Here is a 15,641-nt window from a genome sequence, read left to right on the forward strand (position 1 = left end):
GCGGCACCGGTGTGGTGCCGCCCGTGACCGGACGGCACCGAATCCACTCAGGCGAAGCCGACCGCTGTGCCGGGGCGCAACACGCCCTCGACCACCGCGGCGAAGTCCCGCCACTCGGAGCGCTCTTCCGCCAGCGCACGCCGCCCGGAGGAGGTGAGCTGGTACGTCCGGCGCTTACGGCCGCTGACCGTGCTCCACTCGCTCTGCACGTAGTCCGCCCGCTCCAGCCGGCGCAGGGCCGGGTAGAGGGTGCCGGTCGGCAGATCGAGCGCGCCGCCGCTGCGGGCCTGAAGAGCTTCCATGATCGCGTAACCGTGCAGCGATTCCCGCTCGAGCACCGAGAGAATCAGGGCGTCGAGGTGCCCCCGCAACGCGTTTGGCCTCATGTAGCCAATCTACACGAGCACCGTACCGTAGCCTAGCTACAGGTAGTAGCCCTATTTGCCATGATCAGGGCGATTGCCCTGTCGTCCCGCCACCGCCGCTCGATCAGGCATCGAGCGGCGGTGATCATTCTTGTTCCGCGCCGGGAGACGGCGGGGCCAGAGGCCAACTCCGGCGGCCCCCGTCACCGCGACACGACGCGCGGACGAGGACGGCGGGATGTACGCGTACAGGTACCTGAGCAGGTGCGGCCAACTGACCGTCCTTGTCGCCCGGGAGCTGTTCGCCGGGCTGAAGACGCTCGGCGCGGCGCTCATCGGCGCGCCGCTGCCGCCCGAGGCGTTCCCGCCCGCCGGGCAACCGGGGCACCGGGCCACGCCGCCCGGCGGGACGGTCGCCGACGACTCCACGGACCGGCCGGCGACCGGCGGTCCGGACCGCTCCCCGGCGGGGTCGGATCCGGGTGCCCCGCCGGCCGGGCACCCGGAGCGGTTGATCCCGCACGTCCCCCCGACGTCGGTGGAACGTCAACTCTGGTCGCAACTGCGCTGAGCCTCGGACGCGGACCTGCCCCACGGCGGTCCCGGTCCTCGGCAGTTCCGACGCGGGCTGCCGCGCACCGGCCGCCGGACGGGTCCGGCGGCCGAGGGCTCACATCCCCTTGAGACCGTGCGCGGTGGCCAGCACGACGACGTCGGACTCGGCGGTCATCGTCCCGGCGGCCAGGGCCCGCGAGACGGCGAGCACACCGGCCGCGCTGCTCGGCTCCAGCGGGAAGCCAGCCCGCCAGAGCCGGCGGGTCTCGGCGACGACGCTCTCGTCGTCCACCGCGACGGCGTGCCCCCGGGATCGGCGGACCGCCTCCACCGCCTGGATGGCGAGCTGGTTGCCGCCCAGCGACGGCATCACCCGGGTGCTGCCCGGGAAGGTCGCGTACGGGTCGGCGCCGGCGAGCACCTCGGCCACCCGGGGGAAGGGCTCCACCAGGCAGATCCTGGGCACCGCGTCGGCGCCGAGCAGCTCCTGGAAGCCCAGGTGGACGCCCCAGGCGAGGTCGCCCCGGGAGGCCGGCACCACCACCCACTCCGGTGCCGTCCCGCCCCGGTCGTCGAGGATCTCCTCGGCGACGAGCTTGTACCCCTCGATACCGAACGGGCTGCTGCCCACCGGGGGGACGACGAAGTTGGTGACCGGCAGCATCGTCTTGGAGTCGCGGTAGGCGGCGATGTGCTCCCAGCGCTGCCCGCTGTGCGGGAAGGAGACCACCTCCGCCCCGAGGTCGCGCATCAGTTCCACCACCCGGGCGGGGGTGTCGTCGGTGACCGCGACCTCGCAACGCAGCCCGGCCCGGCCACAGTAGGTCGCCAACGACACCCCGGCGTTGCCGGAGGAGGCGGCGGCGATGCCCTCGTAGCCGGCGTAGACGGCCCGGCTGACGACCGCCGAGCTGAACCGGTCCTTGTGCGAGCCGGTCGGGTTGGCGCCCTCCCACTTGAGCGCGACGGTCAGGCCGGGCACGGCCCCGGAGACGTCGGTCAACAGCGGGGTACGCCCCTCGCCGAGGGTGACCGGCCGCAGGTAGGGCTGGTTGACCCCGGTCGACTCGCCGGGGGTGTAGACGCACTCGAGGCTGGCCGGTCTGCCCTCGGCCAGACAGGCCGGGCAGCCGGTGGAGTGGTCGGCCACCTCGTACCGGCGGTCGCAGCGGATGCAGGCGAGCCCCGCCAGACGCGGGTTCTGAATCGTGGGCATGCTTCTCCCGGACCAGGATGGACGGACGACGGTCGGGCGGACCCGACCCGGACGCCCGTGGAAAGCGTCCAGTCTAGGCGGAGCGGCCGCGGTGCGGCCCGGGCCACCGGCGGGGTCGCGCGGCACCGCTCGCGTGCACGGCGAGTGGGTTCAGCGGGCCAGTTCCGCGTACCCCTTGAGGGGAAAGGTGTCCGGGGCCCGGCCGGCCAGTCGCAGCCCCTCCCAGCAGGTCGCCTCGTTGCTGGAGACCACCGGCAGGCCGAAGCGTTCGCGCAGGATGCGGGCGGCCTCGAGGCCACGGAAGGCGGTGCAGCTGATGAAGATGCCGTCGGCGGCACCGGGATCGGTGACCGCGGCGGCGATCCCCTCGGGCGGGACGGAGGCGGTGTCCAGCGGGTCCGGCAGGGCCGGACCGGCGGTGGCGGTCACCTCGATGCCGTGCGCGCCGAGGAACGCCACCACCAGCTCGTCGAGCCAGGGCTCGTACGGCGTGACCAGCACCACCCGGGCCAGGTCGAGCGAGCGCAGCGCGGCCACCACGGCGCTCGAGGTGGTGGAGGCGGGTACGCCGGAGGCGGCGGTGATCCGCTCGGTGATCTCGGCGTCGTAGCCGAGGCCGTGGTACAGGCTGCCACTGGTGCAGGCGAAGACGATCGAGTCCACCGCGGCGTGGGAGAGCATCCGGGCCGCCTCCGGCACCGTGTCGGCCAGCGCGGCGAGTTGCTCCGGAGTGTCCCGGGTGATGGACATCCGGGCGACGTGCGCGCTGACCGTCGCGGGCAGGCTCAGCCGCAGGTCACGCTCGATGACCGTGTTCACGCTCGGTACCAGGAAACCGAGCCGGTGGGTCCACTCGGGATCGCGGTGGGTCGAGGTATCCGCCATGATCGAACCGTAGCGAGATCGGCTCGAGCGTCGAACGAGTCCGGTCGCCACGAGTGGACGATCCCAGCACCCACCGTTCGGTTTAGGTAGGGTTGGTACGTGTAGCGTATTAGGCTGTGACCGGCTGTCACACCCCTGCCGGTCTCCCGTGTGAGGAGCCTGTTGATGACCCTGAGCCGTCGACGTCTGATCCAACTGACGGGCGGCGCAGCCGCCGCCTCACTGGCCGGGTGCTCGGAACTCGGCGACAAGCTCGGTGACAACGCCGGCACCCGATCCGGCTCCAGCACCGGGTCCAAGATGAAGAGTGAACTCGACATCCCCGAGCCGTTCCAGGTCCCGCTCCCCCGACCGCAGGTGCTCAAGCCGAGCAACTCCGACGGCAGCACCGACTTCTACGAGCTCACCCAGCGGTCCGCCAAAGTGGAGATCATCCCCGGCCACAAGACCGAGATCTGGGGTTACAACGGCACCTTCCCCGGGCCGACCATCGAGTCCCGCGCCGGCCGCCGCACCGTGGTCCGGCACCGCAACGAACTGCCCGTACCGGTGGTGGTGCACCTGCACGGCGGCAAGACCCCGCCCGAGCACGACGGCTACCCGATCGACTACATCCTGCCGAAGGGCGGCTGGGAGGCGGGCGGCAGCATGCCCGGCCACGACATGGCCGCCGGCAAGACCAGCCAGGGCACGAAGGACTACATCTACCCGCTCGACCAGCCCGCCGCCACGCTCTGGTACCACGACCACCGGATGGACTTCACCGGTCCCCAGGTCTACCGCGGGCTCGCCGGCTTCCACCTCGTCCGGGACGACGAGGAGGACGCCCTGCCGCTACCCAAGGGCGAGCGGGAGGTGCCGTTGTTCATCTGCGACCGGTCCTTCTCCGAGGACGGCTCGTTCCGCTACCCCTCCAGCGACCACAACCTGCACGACCCCGGGGTGACCGGGCAGTTCGAGAACGGGGTGATCGGTGACGTCATCCTGGTCAACGGCGCGCCGTGGCCGACCATGGACGTCACCAACACCCGGTACCGGTTCCGGGTGCTCAACGGCTCCAACGCCCGCCGGTACGGGCTGAGCCTCGACCCGAAGCCGAGCGACGGCAGTTCGTTCATCCAGATCGGCAGTGACTCGGGCCTGCTCGGCGCGCCGATCGGACACGACAAGATCGATATCGCCCCGGCCGAGCGGTACGACCTGGTCATCGACTTCTCGAAGTTCAAGGTCGGCACCAAGGTCACCCTCCGCAACGACATGGACAAGGGCAAGCTGGGCGCGATCATGCAGTTCCACGTCGCCCGCAGCGCCTCGGACGACAGCACCGTGCCGAACCGGCTGGCCGACTTCGAGCAGCTCGACCGTTCGATGGCGGTGCAGACCCGGCAGTTCCTGTTCAGCCAGGGAGTCTCCGGCGGCAAGCAGGTCTGGACGGTCAACGGCAAGCCGTTCGACCCGAACCGGATCGACGCCCAGCCCAAGCTCGGCTCGGTGGAGATCTGGAAGCTGGTCACCGACGTCCACCATCCGGTGCACCTGCACCTGGCCCACTTCCAGGTGCTCCGCCGTCAGGGCCTGGCCCCGTCGGCCCGGGACGCCGGCTGGAAGGACACCGTCGACATCCTGCCCGGCCAGATAGTCGAGGTGGCGGCCAAGTTCACCGGCTACCAGGGCAAGTACGTCTTCCACTGCCACAACCTCGAACACGAGGACATGGTGATGATGAGCAACCTCGAAGTGGTCTGAATCCCCTGCAGGACCACGAAGTGGTCTGAATCCCTTGCAGTCCCACAAAGTGGTCTGAATCCCCCGCACGACCACTCGGCGACCGGCGCGTACCCCCTGGGTGCGCGCCGGTCGTCGTCTGCGCGCCCCCGCCGGTCCAGGGTGGTGCCAGACCGAACGCGACGCGGCCCGGTGACCAGCGGGCGTGGGCGGCACCGCCGCCCACCTGCCTCGAGCCCTTTCCAATCGGCCTTCGAGCCGGCGATGGAAACGTGCGCTGCGGCGGAATTGGCGATCACCGGCCGCTCCGTCAGGCCAACCGCCTCAAGCCGTTCATCACGTGAAAGGACCCGCGAGCATGCCGTACGCCGCGATCAGGTACGACGTCATTCCCGGCCACGAGGAAGAGATCGCCGAGATCTTCCAGGGCTTCCGCCGGGTCAGCACCCCGATCCTGAAGGACGAGCAGGGCGAGGTGGTCGGCCAGCTGCTGGGCAGCGCCGTCTTCATCAGCGACGAGATCGTCGTCCGGGTCATCCACTACGAGGGCGACTTCCGCGCCATCGGCCGGCACATGGGCCAGCAGTCCGGCGTGCACGACCTCGAGGGCAAGCTCGCCAAGTACCTGAAGACGCAGCGCGACACCAGCACCCCGCAGAAGTTCGCCGAGTACTTCCGCAACGCCAACATGCGCTGCATCGCGCAGCTCACCAAGGAGAACTACCCCGGCCCGCTGCCGGCCGGCGTCGAGGCCTGAGCACTCCCGGCGTAACGGTTGCCGGCGGCTGAGCCGCCGGCAACCGCTCAATCTCCCCCACCTCGAACAGCGCGGAAAGGTAGCCCCATGTCTGGCGTTTTTGGCTGGATCGACTTCACCCGGGACCTGGTCCTGGACCGACCGGTCGTCACGATGCTGACGGCCACGCTGGCCCAGCGGGGCCCGGACGGCGAGGCGGTGTGGGTCTCGCCGCGCGCCGCCCTGGGCTACCGCACCCTCGACGTGGACGGGAACGTCGGCCGGCAGCCCTTCGTCACCGAGGTCGACGGCAGCCCTGTCGTCGCCGCCGTGACCGGTGCCCCGCTCGGCCTGGAGGATCTGCGGCAGCGGCTGCGCTCCGCCGGTCGCGGCTTCGCCCCGGAGACCCCGCCGGTCGAGCTGATCTCCGCCGCCTACCAGCAGTGGGGGGTGGAGTTCATCCCCTGGCTCGCCGGCCCGTTCGCGATCGTGATCTGGGACGCCCGCACCGAGGAACTGGTGCTGGCCCGCGACCAGCTCGCCCAGCAGCCGCTCTACTACACCCACACCTCCACCGGCCTGATCTTCTCCACCGAGCGGAAGGCCCTGCTGGCCCACCCGGAGGTGGAGGCGGTCCTGGACACCAACGGGCTGCGTGAGGCGATCTCCCACGCGCTGCCGCCCGGCCCGCTGTTCAAGGGCCTGGAGAGCGTCAAGGGCGCCCAGATCGCCCGGTTCAGCCGTACCGGCTGGAACAAGCAGACGTACTGGAAGCTCTCCTCGCGGCCGCACGAGGAGGACATGGACAGCACCATCGCCACGGTCCGGCGGATGCTGGAGGACAGCATCCGGGAGACCCTGCCGGCGGACACGTCCAAGCTGGTGGCCACCCTCTCCGGGGGCATCGACTCGTCCTCGGTGGCGGCGCTGGCCGCGGCCGAGCTGCGCCGCCGGGGCGGCGACAAACTGCGGACGTACACGGTGGACTTCAAGTCCACCGAGTTCGAGGCGGACGTCATGCGGGACACCCGCGACTCGCCGTACGCGCAGGCCGCCGCGGACATGATCGACTCGGTGCACAACCTGGTCGAGCTGGAGTCGACGGACATCCTGCACCCGATCATCCGGCAGGGCATGCTCCGGGCCAAGGACGCTCCGGCCCGGATCTACGACATGGAGACCTCGCAGTACCTGTTCATCCAGCACGCGGGGGCGCAGGGCGGCAAGATCGTCCTGACCGGCGGCGCCGGTGACCAGCTCTTCCAGGGTGCCCGCTGGTCCACCGACCAGGGCCTGGTGGGGGCCGGCACGTTCCCGTGGATCGCGTTGGCGCAGCGCTTCGGCGCGACCAACGGCTTCGGCACCGCCCTGTTCAACGCCGACACGCTCGCCGCGCTGGACCTGCCCAACTACTACGCCGACGAGTACCAGAAGGCGCTCGGTGAGATCGAGTACCTGCCGGGCGAGGACGAGTGGCAGCGGAACATGCGCCGCGTCTCGTACCTGGTGCTCACCCGGGGTCCGCTGGACTCGTCGGTGTTCGCGGCGGCCGGGCTGCAGACCCGCGCCCCGATCAACTACTACAAGCTCGTCGAGTACGCCTACAACATCCCGGCGGCGTACCAGCACCACGGCGGCATCGAGAAGAGCCTGCTCCGCGCGGCGGTCGCCGACCTGCTACCGGAGGAGGTGCTCAAGCGGCGGCAGAGCGCCACGCCGGTCAGCAACCACCCGAGCTACGCGCAGCGGCTCCAGGACGAGTTCCGGGCGATCCTCGCCGACCCGAACGCCCCGGTCCGGCCGCTGATCGACCTCGAGGCGGCGACCGCGCTGGCCGAGAACGCACCGCGCCTGGCCAAGGACCGGCTCGCCCGCGCGGCGGCCGAGCTGACCCTCCAGCTCAACCTCTGGCTGCACCACTACCGGGTACGGCTGGCGCTGTAACGCCGCCTCCTGAGCGGCACACGCGTCGACCGCTCCCCGCACGACCGTCACCAATCCGCTCGCATCGGCGACTTCACGGCGTAGGGGTACGACATGATCAATGACAGTGTTCTGGACACAATCGGCCGTACCCCGGTGGTCCGGCTGAACCGCCTCCGGGTCGACAACGGCTCGGAGATCCTGCTCAAGCTCGAGTCCCGCAACCCGGCCGGCAGCGTCAAGGACCGCACCGCGCTGTCCATGGTGCTGGAGGCGGAACGCGACGGGCGGCTCAAGCCCGGCGGCACCATCATCGAGTCCTCCTCCGGCAACACCGCCAAGGGACTCGCGCTGATCGGTGCCGCCCGCGGGTACCGGGTCATCCTGGTCACCGACCCGAAGGCCCCGGCGTCCATGGTGGAGTACGTCTCCGCCTTCGGTGCCGAGCTGGAAATCGTCAAGGAGCCGGACGAGACCGGGTACCAGCGGCCACGGCTGAACCGGGTGCACGAGCTGCTGGCGTCCACGCCGGGCGCGTTCTGGCCCAACCAGTACGACAACCCGGCCAACCCGAAGATCCACGCCGAGCAGACCGCGTACGAGATTCTCGACGACGTGGGCCAGTTCGACGCGCTGGTCGCGGCGGTCGGCACCGGTGGACACATCAGCGGGCTGGCCGAGACCCTGAAGAAGAAGCTGCCCGACGTGGTCACCGTCGGGGTGGACGCCAAGGGGTCGAGTGCGTTCGGTTTCCCGTACGAGAGCTGGCTGATGCGCGGCCTGGGCATCGCCTGGAAGCCGGAGAACCTGACCACCGAGCTGGTCGACCGGGTGCACCTGGTCGCCGACCACGAGGGGATCGCCACCAGCCGGCTGCTGGCCCGCAAGGAGGGCCTGCTGGTCGGCGAGTCGGCCGGAGCGGCGGTCTTCGGGGCGCTGCACTACGCGCACCACAACCCGGGTGCGCGGATCGTCGCGGTGGCCCCGGACGACGGCGGCAACTACCTCGGCGAGTCGTACGACGACGAGTGGCTGCGGGCACACGGCCTGGGCGACGCGGTACTCGCGCTCTCCACCACGGAGGTGCTGGTCGCCGCCGCCAACGAGCCGGCCTGGCCGTCGATGACGTTGGAGCAGGTGTCCCGCCTGGTCACGAGCGGCTGAGGAGAGACAGGTGTTCGCCAACCTTGAACGGCTCGCCCAATTCATGGACGAGCAGGGGCTGGACGGGCTGGTCGCCACGACGATCGAGAACGTCTACTACCTGACCGGGGTCGCCGCAGTCGGCCTGGAGATCTTCCCGCACACTGGGCAGGCGTACGCGGTGGTCACCCGGGACGCGCTGGACCGGCCGCACTTCGTCGCCTCCCGGTGCGACATCGACCAGGCCCTCGACGCGTCCGTCGAGATCGCCGGCGCGGTCGGCTTCGGCGTCTTCTACCGGGAGCTGCCCGACGGCGTCGAGCTGACCGACCGGGAGAAGAAGCTCGTCGCCACCTCGGTCGACGCCCCGGTGGTGCCGACCCCGATGGACGCCCTGGTGGAGACGCTGCGCCGGGCCGGGCTCGCCGAGGCCCGGATCGGCCTCGACGAGGACGGGGTGGCGCACGGCTACGTCGACGCGCTACGGCAGAAGCTGCCCCGGCTGGACGTGCGGATGGCGTCGAACTCGCTGCGCTGGGCCCGCAAGGTCAAGACCGAGCGGGAGGTGCGCAGCGTCACCGCCGCCGCGCACGTGGCCGAGATCGGCATCCAGGCGGTCGGCGCGCTGGCCGCGCCCGGGGTGACCGAGCGGGAACTGGTCCGCGAGTTCGAGCGGGCGGTGGCCGGCGCGGGCGGCCGGGCCAAGTTCAGCCACATCAAGATCGGCCGGGCCGGGGTGTGGGGGCAGACCCGCCCCAGCGACGTGGCGCTGAACCGGGGTGACGCCATCTGGTTCGACGTCGGCTGCGTGGTCGACGGCTACTGGGCCGACATCGCCCGGGTGATCAACCTGGGCGAGCCGCCGGAAAAGCTGGTCAGGTACTACGCAGCGATGAAGGCCGGCTGCGACCGGGCGTTCGAGGAGGCCAAGCCGGGCATGACCGGCGGGGAGCTGTTCCGGCTCGTGGTCGACGCGGTGCACGAGGCGGGCGTGCCGCACTACCGCCGCAACCACGTCGGGCACGGCATCGGCGTCGAACTGTACGACCGGGTGAACATCACGCCGGACAACGAGGACACCCTCGAGGAGGGGTCATCGTCAACATCGAGACGCCCTACTACGAGTTCGGCCTCGGGGCCGTCCAGGTCGAGGACCCGTTCCTGATGACCGCGGACGGCAACACGATGCTCACCACCCTCGACCGGGGCCTGGTCGTCCTGGACTGAGTCCCCGCCGTACCACCGGTGCGCCGGAGTCCGTCGGGCTCCGGCGCACCGTCGTGCTACCTCTCCGCGCCTGCGGTTTGGGTGGTTGCAGGGGTCCCCTCCTCATCACCAGACGGTAGGAAGGGTCCCCTGCAACCACCCCAGCGGGCGGGCGGGCGGACGCGCGTCGCCGCACGCGCTGGGGCCGGATCGGTGGTGGGGCTGGTGCGCCTGCGATCATGCGGGGCATGCGGGACGAGAACCTCGCGGGACGGTGGGACACCGGGCCGTACGACTACGGGGTGATGGAGTCGAGCTGGCTCTGCCTCCGCCCGGACGGCACCGGCTGGAGCGCGTGCGCCAACGTCGGCGGCGGGTCGGTCGGCTACCTCACCTGGTCCTGCCCGGCGGACGGCGAGATCGAGATCCGGTACACCTGGACCGCGTTCGGGAACTGGTCGCCCGGCGAACCGCCCACCCTGGTCGAGATCGACGAGGAGGGGTCGGACGACACGTTGGTGCGCACGCGCTACTCGATCACCCTCGACACCCCGCCCCTGGCCGAGGCACCGGTGACCACCCTGCACCTGGACGACGCCGTCGAGTTCGCCCACCGCTTCGCGCTCGACACCCGGGACACCGATCACCACGATCCGGCACCCTCTGCCGGTTGGTGACGGCGCGTGCGGGTCGCTACTCAGGGCTCACTCGTCGACGCACCGAAGGTTGGCGGACTCTACGGTGTTGTCGTACACGATGTCGCACCTCAGGTGGGGCAGGTACTTGGCCTTGTAGCTGATCTCCGAGCGTTCCCAGGCGTCCCACAGATCCCGGTCGTAGATGCCCCGCCGCAGGTCCCGCTGCCTGGCCCGCTCCCGGGCGACCGTCATCGGCGCGTCGACCCAGATCCGGTGGTGGTAGTAGTGCCGTAGCTCGGGGTGGTACGCGGACACGCCCTCCACGATGAGGTGTCGGACCTGCGGCACGCTCACCCACGTGCCCGACCCGCCAGCACTGTCCGTCAGGGTCTGATACTCCCTGAGCTCGCCACGCCGGGCCGGCTCGAGCACCCGACGGGCGAGTTGCCCCCGATCGAAGTCGGTCTTGTCCTCATTGCTGACCACGCCAGGAACGATGAAGTCGTCCAGGTGCACCAGATGGAAACTGCCCAGCAGTTGACCGAGCCGCCGAGCGAAGACGGTCTTGCCGGCGCCACCGAATCCCTCCACTCCGACCAGCGTCGGCCGCCCTTGCCGCCCACTCTGGCCGGTCAGCGCGGCGATCTCCGCCACGTCCAGCCGCGACACCCCGCCCGCAAGCTGCCGCTCGGGCTCCACCCCCGGCACCTCAGCCGCCATAGCCTCTCTCACACCCCTCACCCCGTTGGGTCGAGCCCTCATCTGCCGCTCGGCGTTCGCCTAGGACGAGAACAGGCTCGCATGGGCCGCCACCACCGTCCTGACCAGACACCGCATCTCGCCCTGCCTAGGAGAAGGGAGGTGCCGGAGGGACCAGCGCACCGCACAATCCCGTCACACGTAATTGTTACTAGAGCCAATAGGTTTGTTGTGCAAACCTATTGGCATGACTGCTGATTCAGTGCCCGTCGGCGGCCCCCGTGTACCGGTTCGGCCAACCGGTCCTCAGCGACTGCCAGGCGGTGGGGAACGGCCAGGTGGGCAAGGTCTGGTACCAGGCGGCACAGTTCTACTGGTGGACGGCGCTGGTGCTGGCGTACGCGGTGATCGCCGGCGGATACCTGCGGGTCGCCCGGGCCCGGGGGCTGGGTGCTCGGCTGCTGCCGTACGTGCTCACCGGCGGCGCGCTCGTCGTGCTCTCCGCCGCCGTCTCGGTGGTGTGGGGCGTCCTCGACCATCCGTACTACCCCGACGAGCCGCCGACCTCCGTCCAGTTCCCGTTCCGGCTGATCGACCCGACCGGGGTGATCGGGCTGGCCCTGCTGGTGCTGGCCTGGCTGGAGCGGCGCGTCGCGCTGCTGCTGTTCGCCCTCGGGTACCTGGCGGTGGTGCTGGTGCCGATCAACTTCGGGTGGGGGGTCGGCTGGGGTAACCAGTGGGCAATGGCGCCACCGCTGGCCATCAGCGGCGGTCTGCTGCTGCTGGGCAGCGCCGGCTTCGCGCTGGCGCAACGGCTGCGGCAGCCCCGGTGACCGGCCCCGTCGACGCCCCGACGCCGGCCGAGACCGAGTCCCCGCATCCGTTCACCGGCCTGGACGACGTGGTGCACCAGCGGGTCCGGCTGGGCATCCTCACCATCGCGCACGAGGCCCGCCGGGTCGAGTTCGGCTACCTGCGCACCCAACTGGAGTTGACCGCCGGCAACCTCTCCCAGCACCTGGGCGTGCTGGAGAAGGCCGGCCTGGTCGAGGTCAAGAAGGGCTACGCCGGCCGGACCTGGATCACCCTCACCGCTGCCGGCAGCACCGCGCTCGCCGACGAGATCGGGCGGCTGAAGCTGCTCATCGCACGGGTCGAGACCACCGACACCCCAGCGGACCGGTAACCAACGCACCAACCATCGCCGCGTCAGCAACCGGGGTCGCCGTACCGCTCGGCGACCCCGGCGGCGGGCTGGTCGGCGAACACCTGCTGGGACAGCTTCCGCCGCCCACGCCAGTACGCGACCCGCCGCCCGACAGGTAGTCAGTCACTGTTCATGGCGCCACCGCCGTTCCGGCACCGCCCGGGTCGTCTCCTCCACGGGTATTCGATCCGCCTCGGCCTGGGCAAGAAGCCGCAGTTTGGCCGCCTCCCGCTCGGCCGCCTCGATCTGCTCGCCGCGACTGCGCTCCGGGCCTGCCTGCGTTCCGTCCACCTGCACCCTCCTGGTCCAGAGGCGCGGCGGCGGCGCTCGGGGAAGAACCGACCGCCGCCGCGCCCCACTGAGGGGCGTGACCGTGACGGACATCCACTGAATCACGTCAATCACGCCCAGTGATCTCATGCTCACCGATCAGCCCGGCGTGAGACAGATGCAGCCGAGGGCATGATCTACGGCCAGCTGCAAGACTGGTACAGGAAGTACCAGCTACGCGCCGAGAAGTGCGGCCAGGTCGGCCAGTTCCTGTGACATCGCCCGCCGCCGCTGGGTCGAAATGGACCGGACGATGTCCCGGGCGTACCGCTGCTGCCGCAGCCAGGCGGGCGCGGCGGCCCGCAGGCCGACCAGTACGTCGGTCGCGTCGTTGTAGCGACGCTGCTCGGCGTAGGCCCACGCCACGTCCAGCCGGTGCCGCTGCCAACTGGACGCCACCGCCGTCGGTCCCGGCGGGACCTGCTTGGCCAGCGCCAGCACCTGGCTGGGATCGCCGGCCACCGCCGCGTTCTCCGCTCGCTGCATCTGCACCTTGTTGACGCTGAACCCACCTACCATGATCAGATTTCCGGGATCCGGTGCCCACTCCCCGATCCGGACCGCTGCGGCAGCCGCAGCGGTGGTCAGCTCGGCCGCCACGTCGGGCTCGTTGTTCCGGGCCCGCGCGGCAGCAGCGACCGTGAGCAGCCACCCCCACGCGGCCAACTCATCGGGAGTGGCGCGACTGAACCTGGGCTCGACCTCGTCGGCGGTGGTGACGGCCAGTTCGGCCGCCTCGACGAACCGGCCCTGCCGGATGAGCACCCAGCACATCCCCTGGATGACGGTCGTCGCCACCACCTGGGTGCTGGCCCGGCGCGCGGCGTCGAGCGCGCCGGACAGCGCGGCGAACGCAAGATCGCTGGCGCGAAGCTGGATCAGGAGATTCCCCGTCAGGTGCAGGGTCTGGGTGAGCAGGGTGTAGGCGCTCGCCTGGTCACGCTCGTCGGCCGCGTCGGCGGCGGCCCGCACGTCGAGCAGCAGCGCCGGCATGTCGGCCAGCACCCGGGCGTAGTCGTTGGCATGGTAGGCGCGGTCGACAGTGTGCAGACGCGCCTGCAGCACCTTCGGCTGCGGCGGGTCGCCAACCGGAGGCACGAGCGCCGTCCCGGTGATGCCCCGTACGGGCGCGACCGCGCGGCGGATCTCCGCGAGCGACAGCGGCCGGTGGTTCGGCTCGGCCCGGGCTGCCGCATGGGAGGTGTCGCCGATCAACGCGCTGGTGGGCACACCCAGCGCCCGGGCGAGCGCGTGCAGGGTCGGCAGCCGGGCGCTCGTGCGCGCCCCCTGCTCCAGCTTGCGGATGACCCCGACGTCCACACCGGCACGCTCGGCGAGCTGCTCCTGCGTCAGGGTGGACTGTTGGCGAATCTCGGCGAGGTTCTCTCCGATGGTCGGTTCCATGATCGCTCCCCAGGTAGCGGGCTGAGCGGCGGCCCGCCGGCCTCTCCCTGGCCGCCACTTTGGACGGTACATCGATCGAAAACCAGCACGGTTACGCCTGACATCCAGTCAGGCTTGGTCAGGTTTCTGTGGCCCGTCCAGCGGTTCCGAGTTGGTGGCAGGTGGCGCAGATCCGGCCAAGGTCGCGAGGAGTCGTTGCAGCTCGGGGTTGACCTTGGAGGTTCAGGCCGGCGCAGCCGCTTTACAGTCATTCCGTTCGATGGCAACCCCAAAGCGTGGTAAGCACGCGCCGCGGGGAGCAGTCCCGGGCGGTCCGGGGCATGTCGATACCAACCGGATCACCCCCGCGCGCGGGGAGCCGGTTCGGCTGACCCGACACCACCCCGTTGAGCGGAGATCACCCCCGCGTGCGCGGGGAGCAGGCTTCTGACCTGCATCAACAGAGATCGACTACGGCAATTTGATTCACTTTGATCAGCAAGATCATGTCCCCGCCGGGTCCACCTTGGCTCACCCACGGCAAGACCGCAATCGAGCCGGCCCAGGCGTGTGCCTCGGACCGGCCCTGGCGGACGGATCAGTAGTGGATGCGGGCGCGGATGGCCCGGTGGTCGGAGTAGCTGCGGTCCTGCCGGTCGCTGCCGGTCACCGCGATGTCGGCCTGGTTGCCCTCGGTGAAGGTGACCGTGTGCTCGGCGCCCGTCATGGGCATGCTGCCGTCGCCCCTGCGGGCGAAGAGGAAGTCGATGCGGTTGTCGCCACCGACGGTCCAGTGGGTGTCGCGGAGGCACTGACGCATCGCCGCCCCGCCGGAGACCCGTTCCGAGCAGTCGTCGTAGGCGGCGTCCCGGTAGTTGTGCCGGCCGCCGAGCTGGCCGTTGGTGGCGGTGTACCAGCCCCGCCAGTCTGCGGTGGTCTGGTCGGAGACGTTGGCGTCACCACCCCAGACGTGCAGGGCCCCGGGAATGCTCTCGACCTTCTCCACGGTCTTCGCGGCGTTCTCCGGAGCGCAGGCCGGACCGTCGTTGTTGCCGGTCGGCCAGTGAATGTTGCCGACCGAGACGTACTTCCCGGCGATCTTGTCGTAGAGCCGGGCCGCCATGTTGATGGTCCGGTCCTGGTGGTTCGCCGCGCACACGCCACTGCTGTTCTCAGCGAGCGACTGCCAGGTGATCATCGAGCCACTGACCAGGTCGAACCGACCGACCCGCCAGATGATGGCGTTGGTCTGGTGGTCCTTCTCCGCCCCACAGGGTGACTGCATCTGCTCCGGGTCCGGCACCGCGAGGATGCCGTCGAACTCTCCGACGACCAGGGTGTTCATCCGGTCGATGAGGGTGTTCAGCTCACCCGGCCCGGCGAGCTGCTGCACGATGAACAGGTCCGGGCTGGTCTCGTAGGTCTTCATGTAGTAGATGAGGTCCTGCCAGTCGCCGGGGCACTTCGGCGCGTCAACCTCCTCGAGGTTCTCGATGTTGTTCACGTAGACCTGGATGAAGCCGGGGTCGTTGTTGACCTGCGCCCAGGCCAGGGCCGGCGACGGAACCGCCACCACACCGACGGTCAGGGTCGCGGCGAGGGCGGCGGCGAGACGGGCACGACGTTTCAC

General features: G+C 70.3%; 16 protein-coding genes. 9 read left to right on the forward strand and 7 right to left on the reverse strand.

The features are described from left to right. Positions 1-47: 47 nt before the first annotated feature. A complete protein-coding gene (locus GA0074692_RS15080) occupies positions 48-386 on the reverse strand; it encodes a PadR family transcriptional regulator (RefSeq protein ID WP_091645063.1) in 339 nt (112 codons plus the stop codon). 217 nt (positions 387-603) lie between these two features. Here GA0074692_RS15080 and GA0074692_RS15085 point away from each other — a divergent pair, with 217 nt between their 5' ends. Continuing rightward, positions 604-936, forward strand: a complete 333-nt coding sequence (locus tag GA0074692_RS15085) for a DUF6059 family protein (protein WP_091645065.1) — start codon at positions 604-606, stop codon at positions 934-936. 99 nt (positions 937-1,035) lie between these two features. On the opposite strand, the gene GA0074692_RS15090 is transcribed toward GA0074692_RS15085, so the two are convergent. Then, the gene (locus GA0074692_RS15090) at positions 1,036-2,136 is read right to left on the reverse strand and encodes a threonine synthase (protein WP_091645068.1); all 1,101 of its coding nucleotides are present in this window, start codon (positions 2,134-2,136) and stop codon (positions 1,036-1,038) included. Between the two features lie 150 nt (positions 2,137-2,286). After that, complete coding sequence (locus tag GA0074692_RS15095; protein WP_091645071.1) at positions 2,287-3,021, reverse strand: maleate cis-trans isomerase family protein; 735 nt, start codon at positions 3,019-3,021, stop codon at positions 2,287-2,289. A 165-nt stretch (positions 3,022-3,186) separates the two neighbouring features. Here GA0074692_RS15095 and GA0074692_RS15100 point away from each other — a divergent pair, with 165 nt between their 5' ends. The 6 genes from GA0074692_RS15100 (at position 3,187) to GA0074692_RS15125 (ending at position 10,431) form a co-directional block, all read left to right on the forward strand. Next, positions 3,187-4,767, forward strand: coding sequence for a multicopper oxidase family protein (locus GA0074692_RS15100; RefSeq protein WP_091645074.1), 1,581 nt, complete (start codon positions 3,187-3,189; stop codon positions 4,765-4,767). A gap of 337 nt (positions 4,768-5,104) precedes the next feature. Beyond that, a complete protein-coding gene (locus GA0074692_RS15105) occupies positions 5,105-5,503 on the forward strand; it encodes a SchA/CurD-like domain-containing protein (protein WP_091645077.1) in 399 nt (132 codons plus the stop codon). Between the two features lie 87 nt (positions 5,504-5,590). Continuing rightward, complete coding sequence (locus tag GA0074692_RS15110; protein WP_091645079.1) at positions 5,591-7,426, forward strand: asparagine synthetase B family protein; 1,836 nt, start codon at positions 5,591-5,593, stop codon at positions 7,424-7,426. Positions 7,427-7,519: 93 nt separating this feature from the next. Beyond that, positions 7,520-8,569: a PLP-dependent cysteine synthase family protein gene (locus GA0074692_RS15115; RefSeq protein WP_091645081.1), complete on the forward strand. Its 1,050-nt coding sequence runs from the start codon at positions 7,520-7,522 to the stop codon at positions 8,567-8,569. A 10-nt stretch (positions 8,570-8,579) separates the two neighbouring features. Further along, complete coding sequence (locus tag GA0074692_RS15120; protein ID WP_218106670.1) at positions 8,580-9,713, forward strand: M24 family metallopeptidase; 1,134 nt, start codon at positions 8,580-8,582, stop codon at positions 9,711-9,713. 289 nt (positions 9,714-10,002) lie between these two features. Then, on the forward strand, positions 10,003-10,431 hold the full coding sequence (locus GA0074692_RS15125; protein WP_091645083.1) for a hypothetical protein: 429 nt from the start codon (positions 10,003-10,005) through the stop codon (positions 10,429-10,431). A 27-nt stretch (positions 10,432-10,458) separates the two neighbouring features. On the opposite strand, the gene GA0074692_RS15130 is transcribed toward GA0074692_RS15125, so the two are convergent. Further along, on the reverse strand, positions 10,459-11,112 hold the full coding sequence (locus tag GA0074692_RS15130) for a uridine kinase family protein (RefSeq protein WP_141725288.1): 654 nt from the start codon (positions 11,110-11,112) through the stop codon (positions 10,459-10,461). Between the two features lie 317 nt (positions 11,113-11,429). On the opposite strand from GA0074692_RS15130, the gene GA0074692_RS15135 reads away from it, so the two are divergent. Both GA0074692_RS15135 and GA0074692_RS15140 read left to right on the forward strand, forming a co-directional pair. Beyond that, positions 11,430-11,924, forward strand: coding sequence for a hypothetical protein (locus GA0074692_RS15135; RefSeq protein WP_141725289.1), 495 nt, complete (start codon positions 11,430-11,432; stop codon positions 11,922-11,924). Further along, positions 11,921-12,277 (forward strand): transcriptional regulator, encoded by a 357-nt coding sequence (locus GA0074692_RS15140; protein WP_091645089.1) that lies wholly within the window; start codon positions 11,921-11,923, stop codon positions 12,275-12,277. The genes GA0074692_RS15135 and GA0074692_RS15140 overlap by 4 nt, the downstream gene beginning before the upstream one ends. A gap of 144 nt (positions 12,278-12,421) precedes the next feature. Here the strand turns inward: GA0074692_RS15140 and GA0074692_RS34750 are convergent, their stop codons facing one another. The 3 genes from GA0074692_RS34750 to GA0074692_RS15155 form a co-directional block, all read right to left on the reverse strand. After that, entirely contained in the window at positions 12,422-12,589 is a 168-nt protein-coding gene (locus GA0074692_RS34750; RefSeq protein ID WP_176738454.1) for a hypothetical protein, read from the reverse strand. A gap of 213 nt (positions 12,590-12,802) precedes the next feature. Continuing rightward, positions 12,803-14,032 carry a helix-turn-helix domain-containing protein gene (locus GA0074692_RS15150; protein WP_091645093.1) on the reverse strand — a complete coding sequence of 410 codons (1,230 nt, stop codon included), beginning with the start codon at positions 14,030-14,032 and terminating at the stop codon, positions 12,803-12,805. Between the two features lie 577 nt (positions 14,033-14,609). Beyond that, complete coding sequence (locus tag GA0074692_RS15155) at positions 14,610-15,641, reverse strand: hypothetical protein (RefSeq protein WP_091645095.1); 1,032 nt, start codon at positions 15,639-15,641, stop codon at positions 14,610-14,612.

The sequence above is a fragment of the Micromonospora pallida genome (genome assembly GCF_900090325.1).
In the GTDB taxonomy this organism is placed as follows: Bacteria; Actinomycetota; Actinomycetes; order Mycobacteriales; family Micromonosporaceae; genus Micromonospora; species Micromonospora pallida.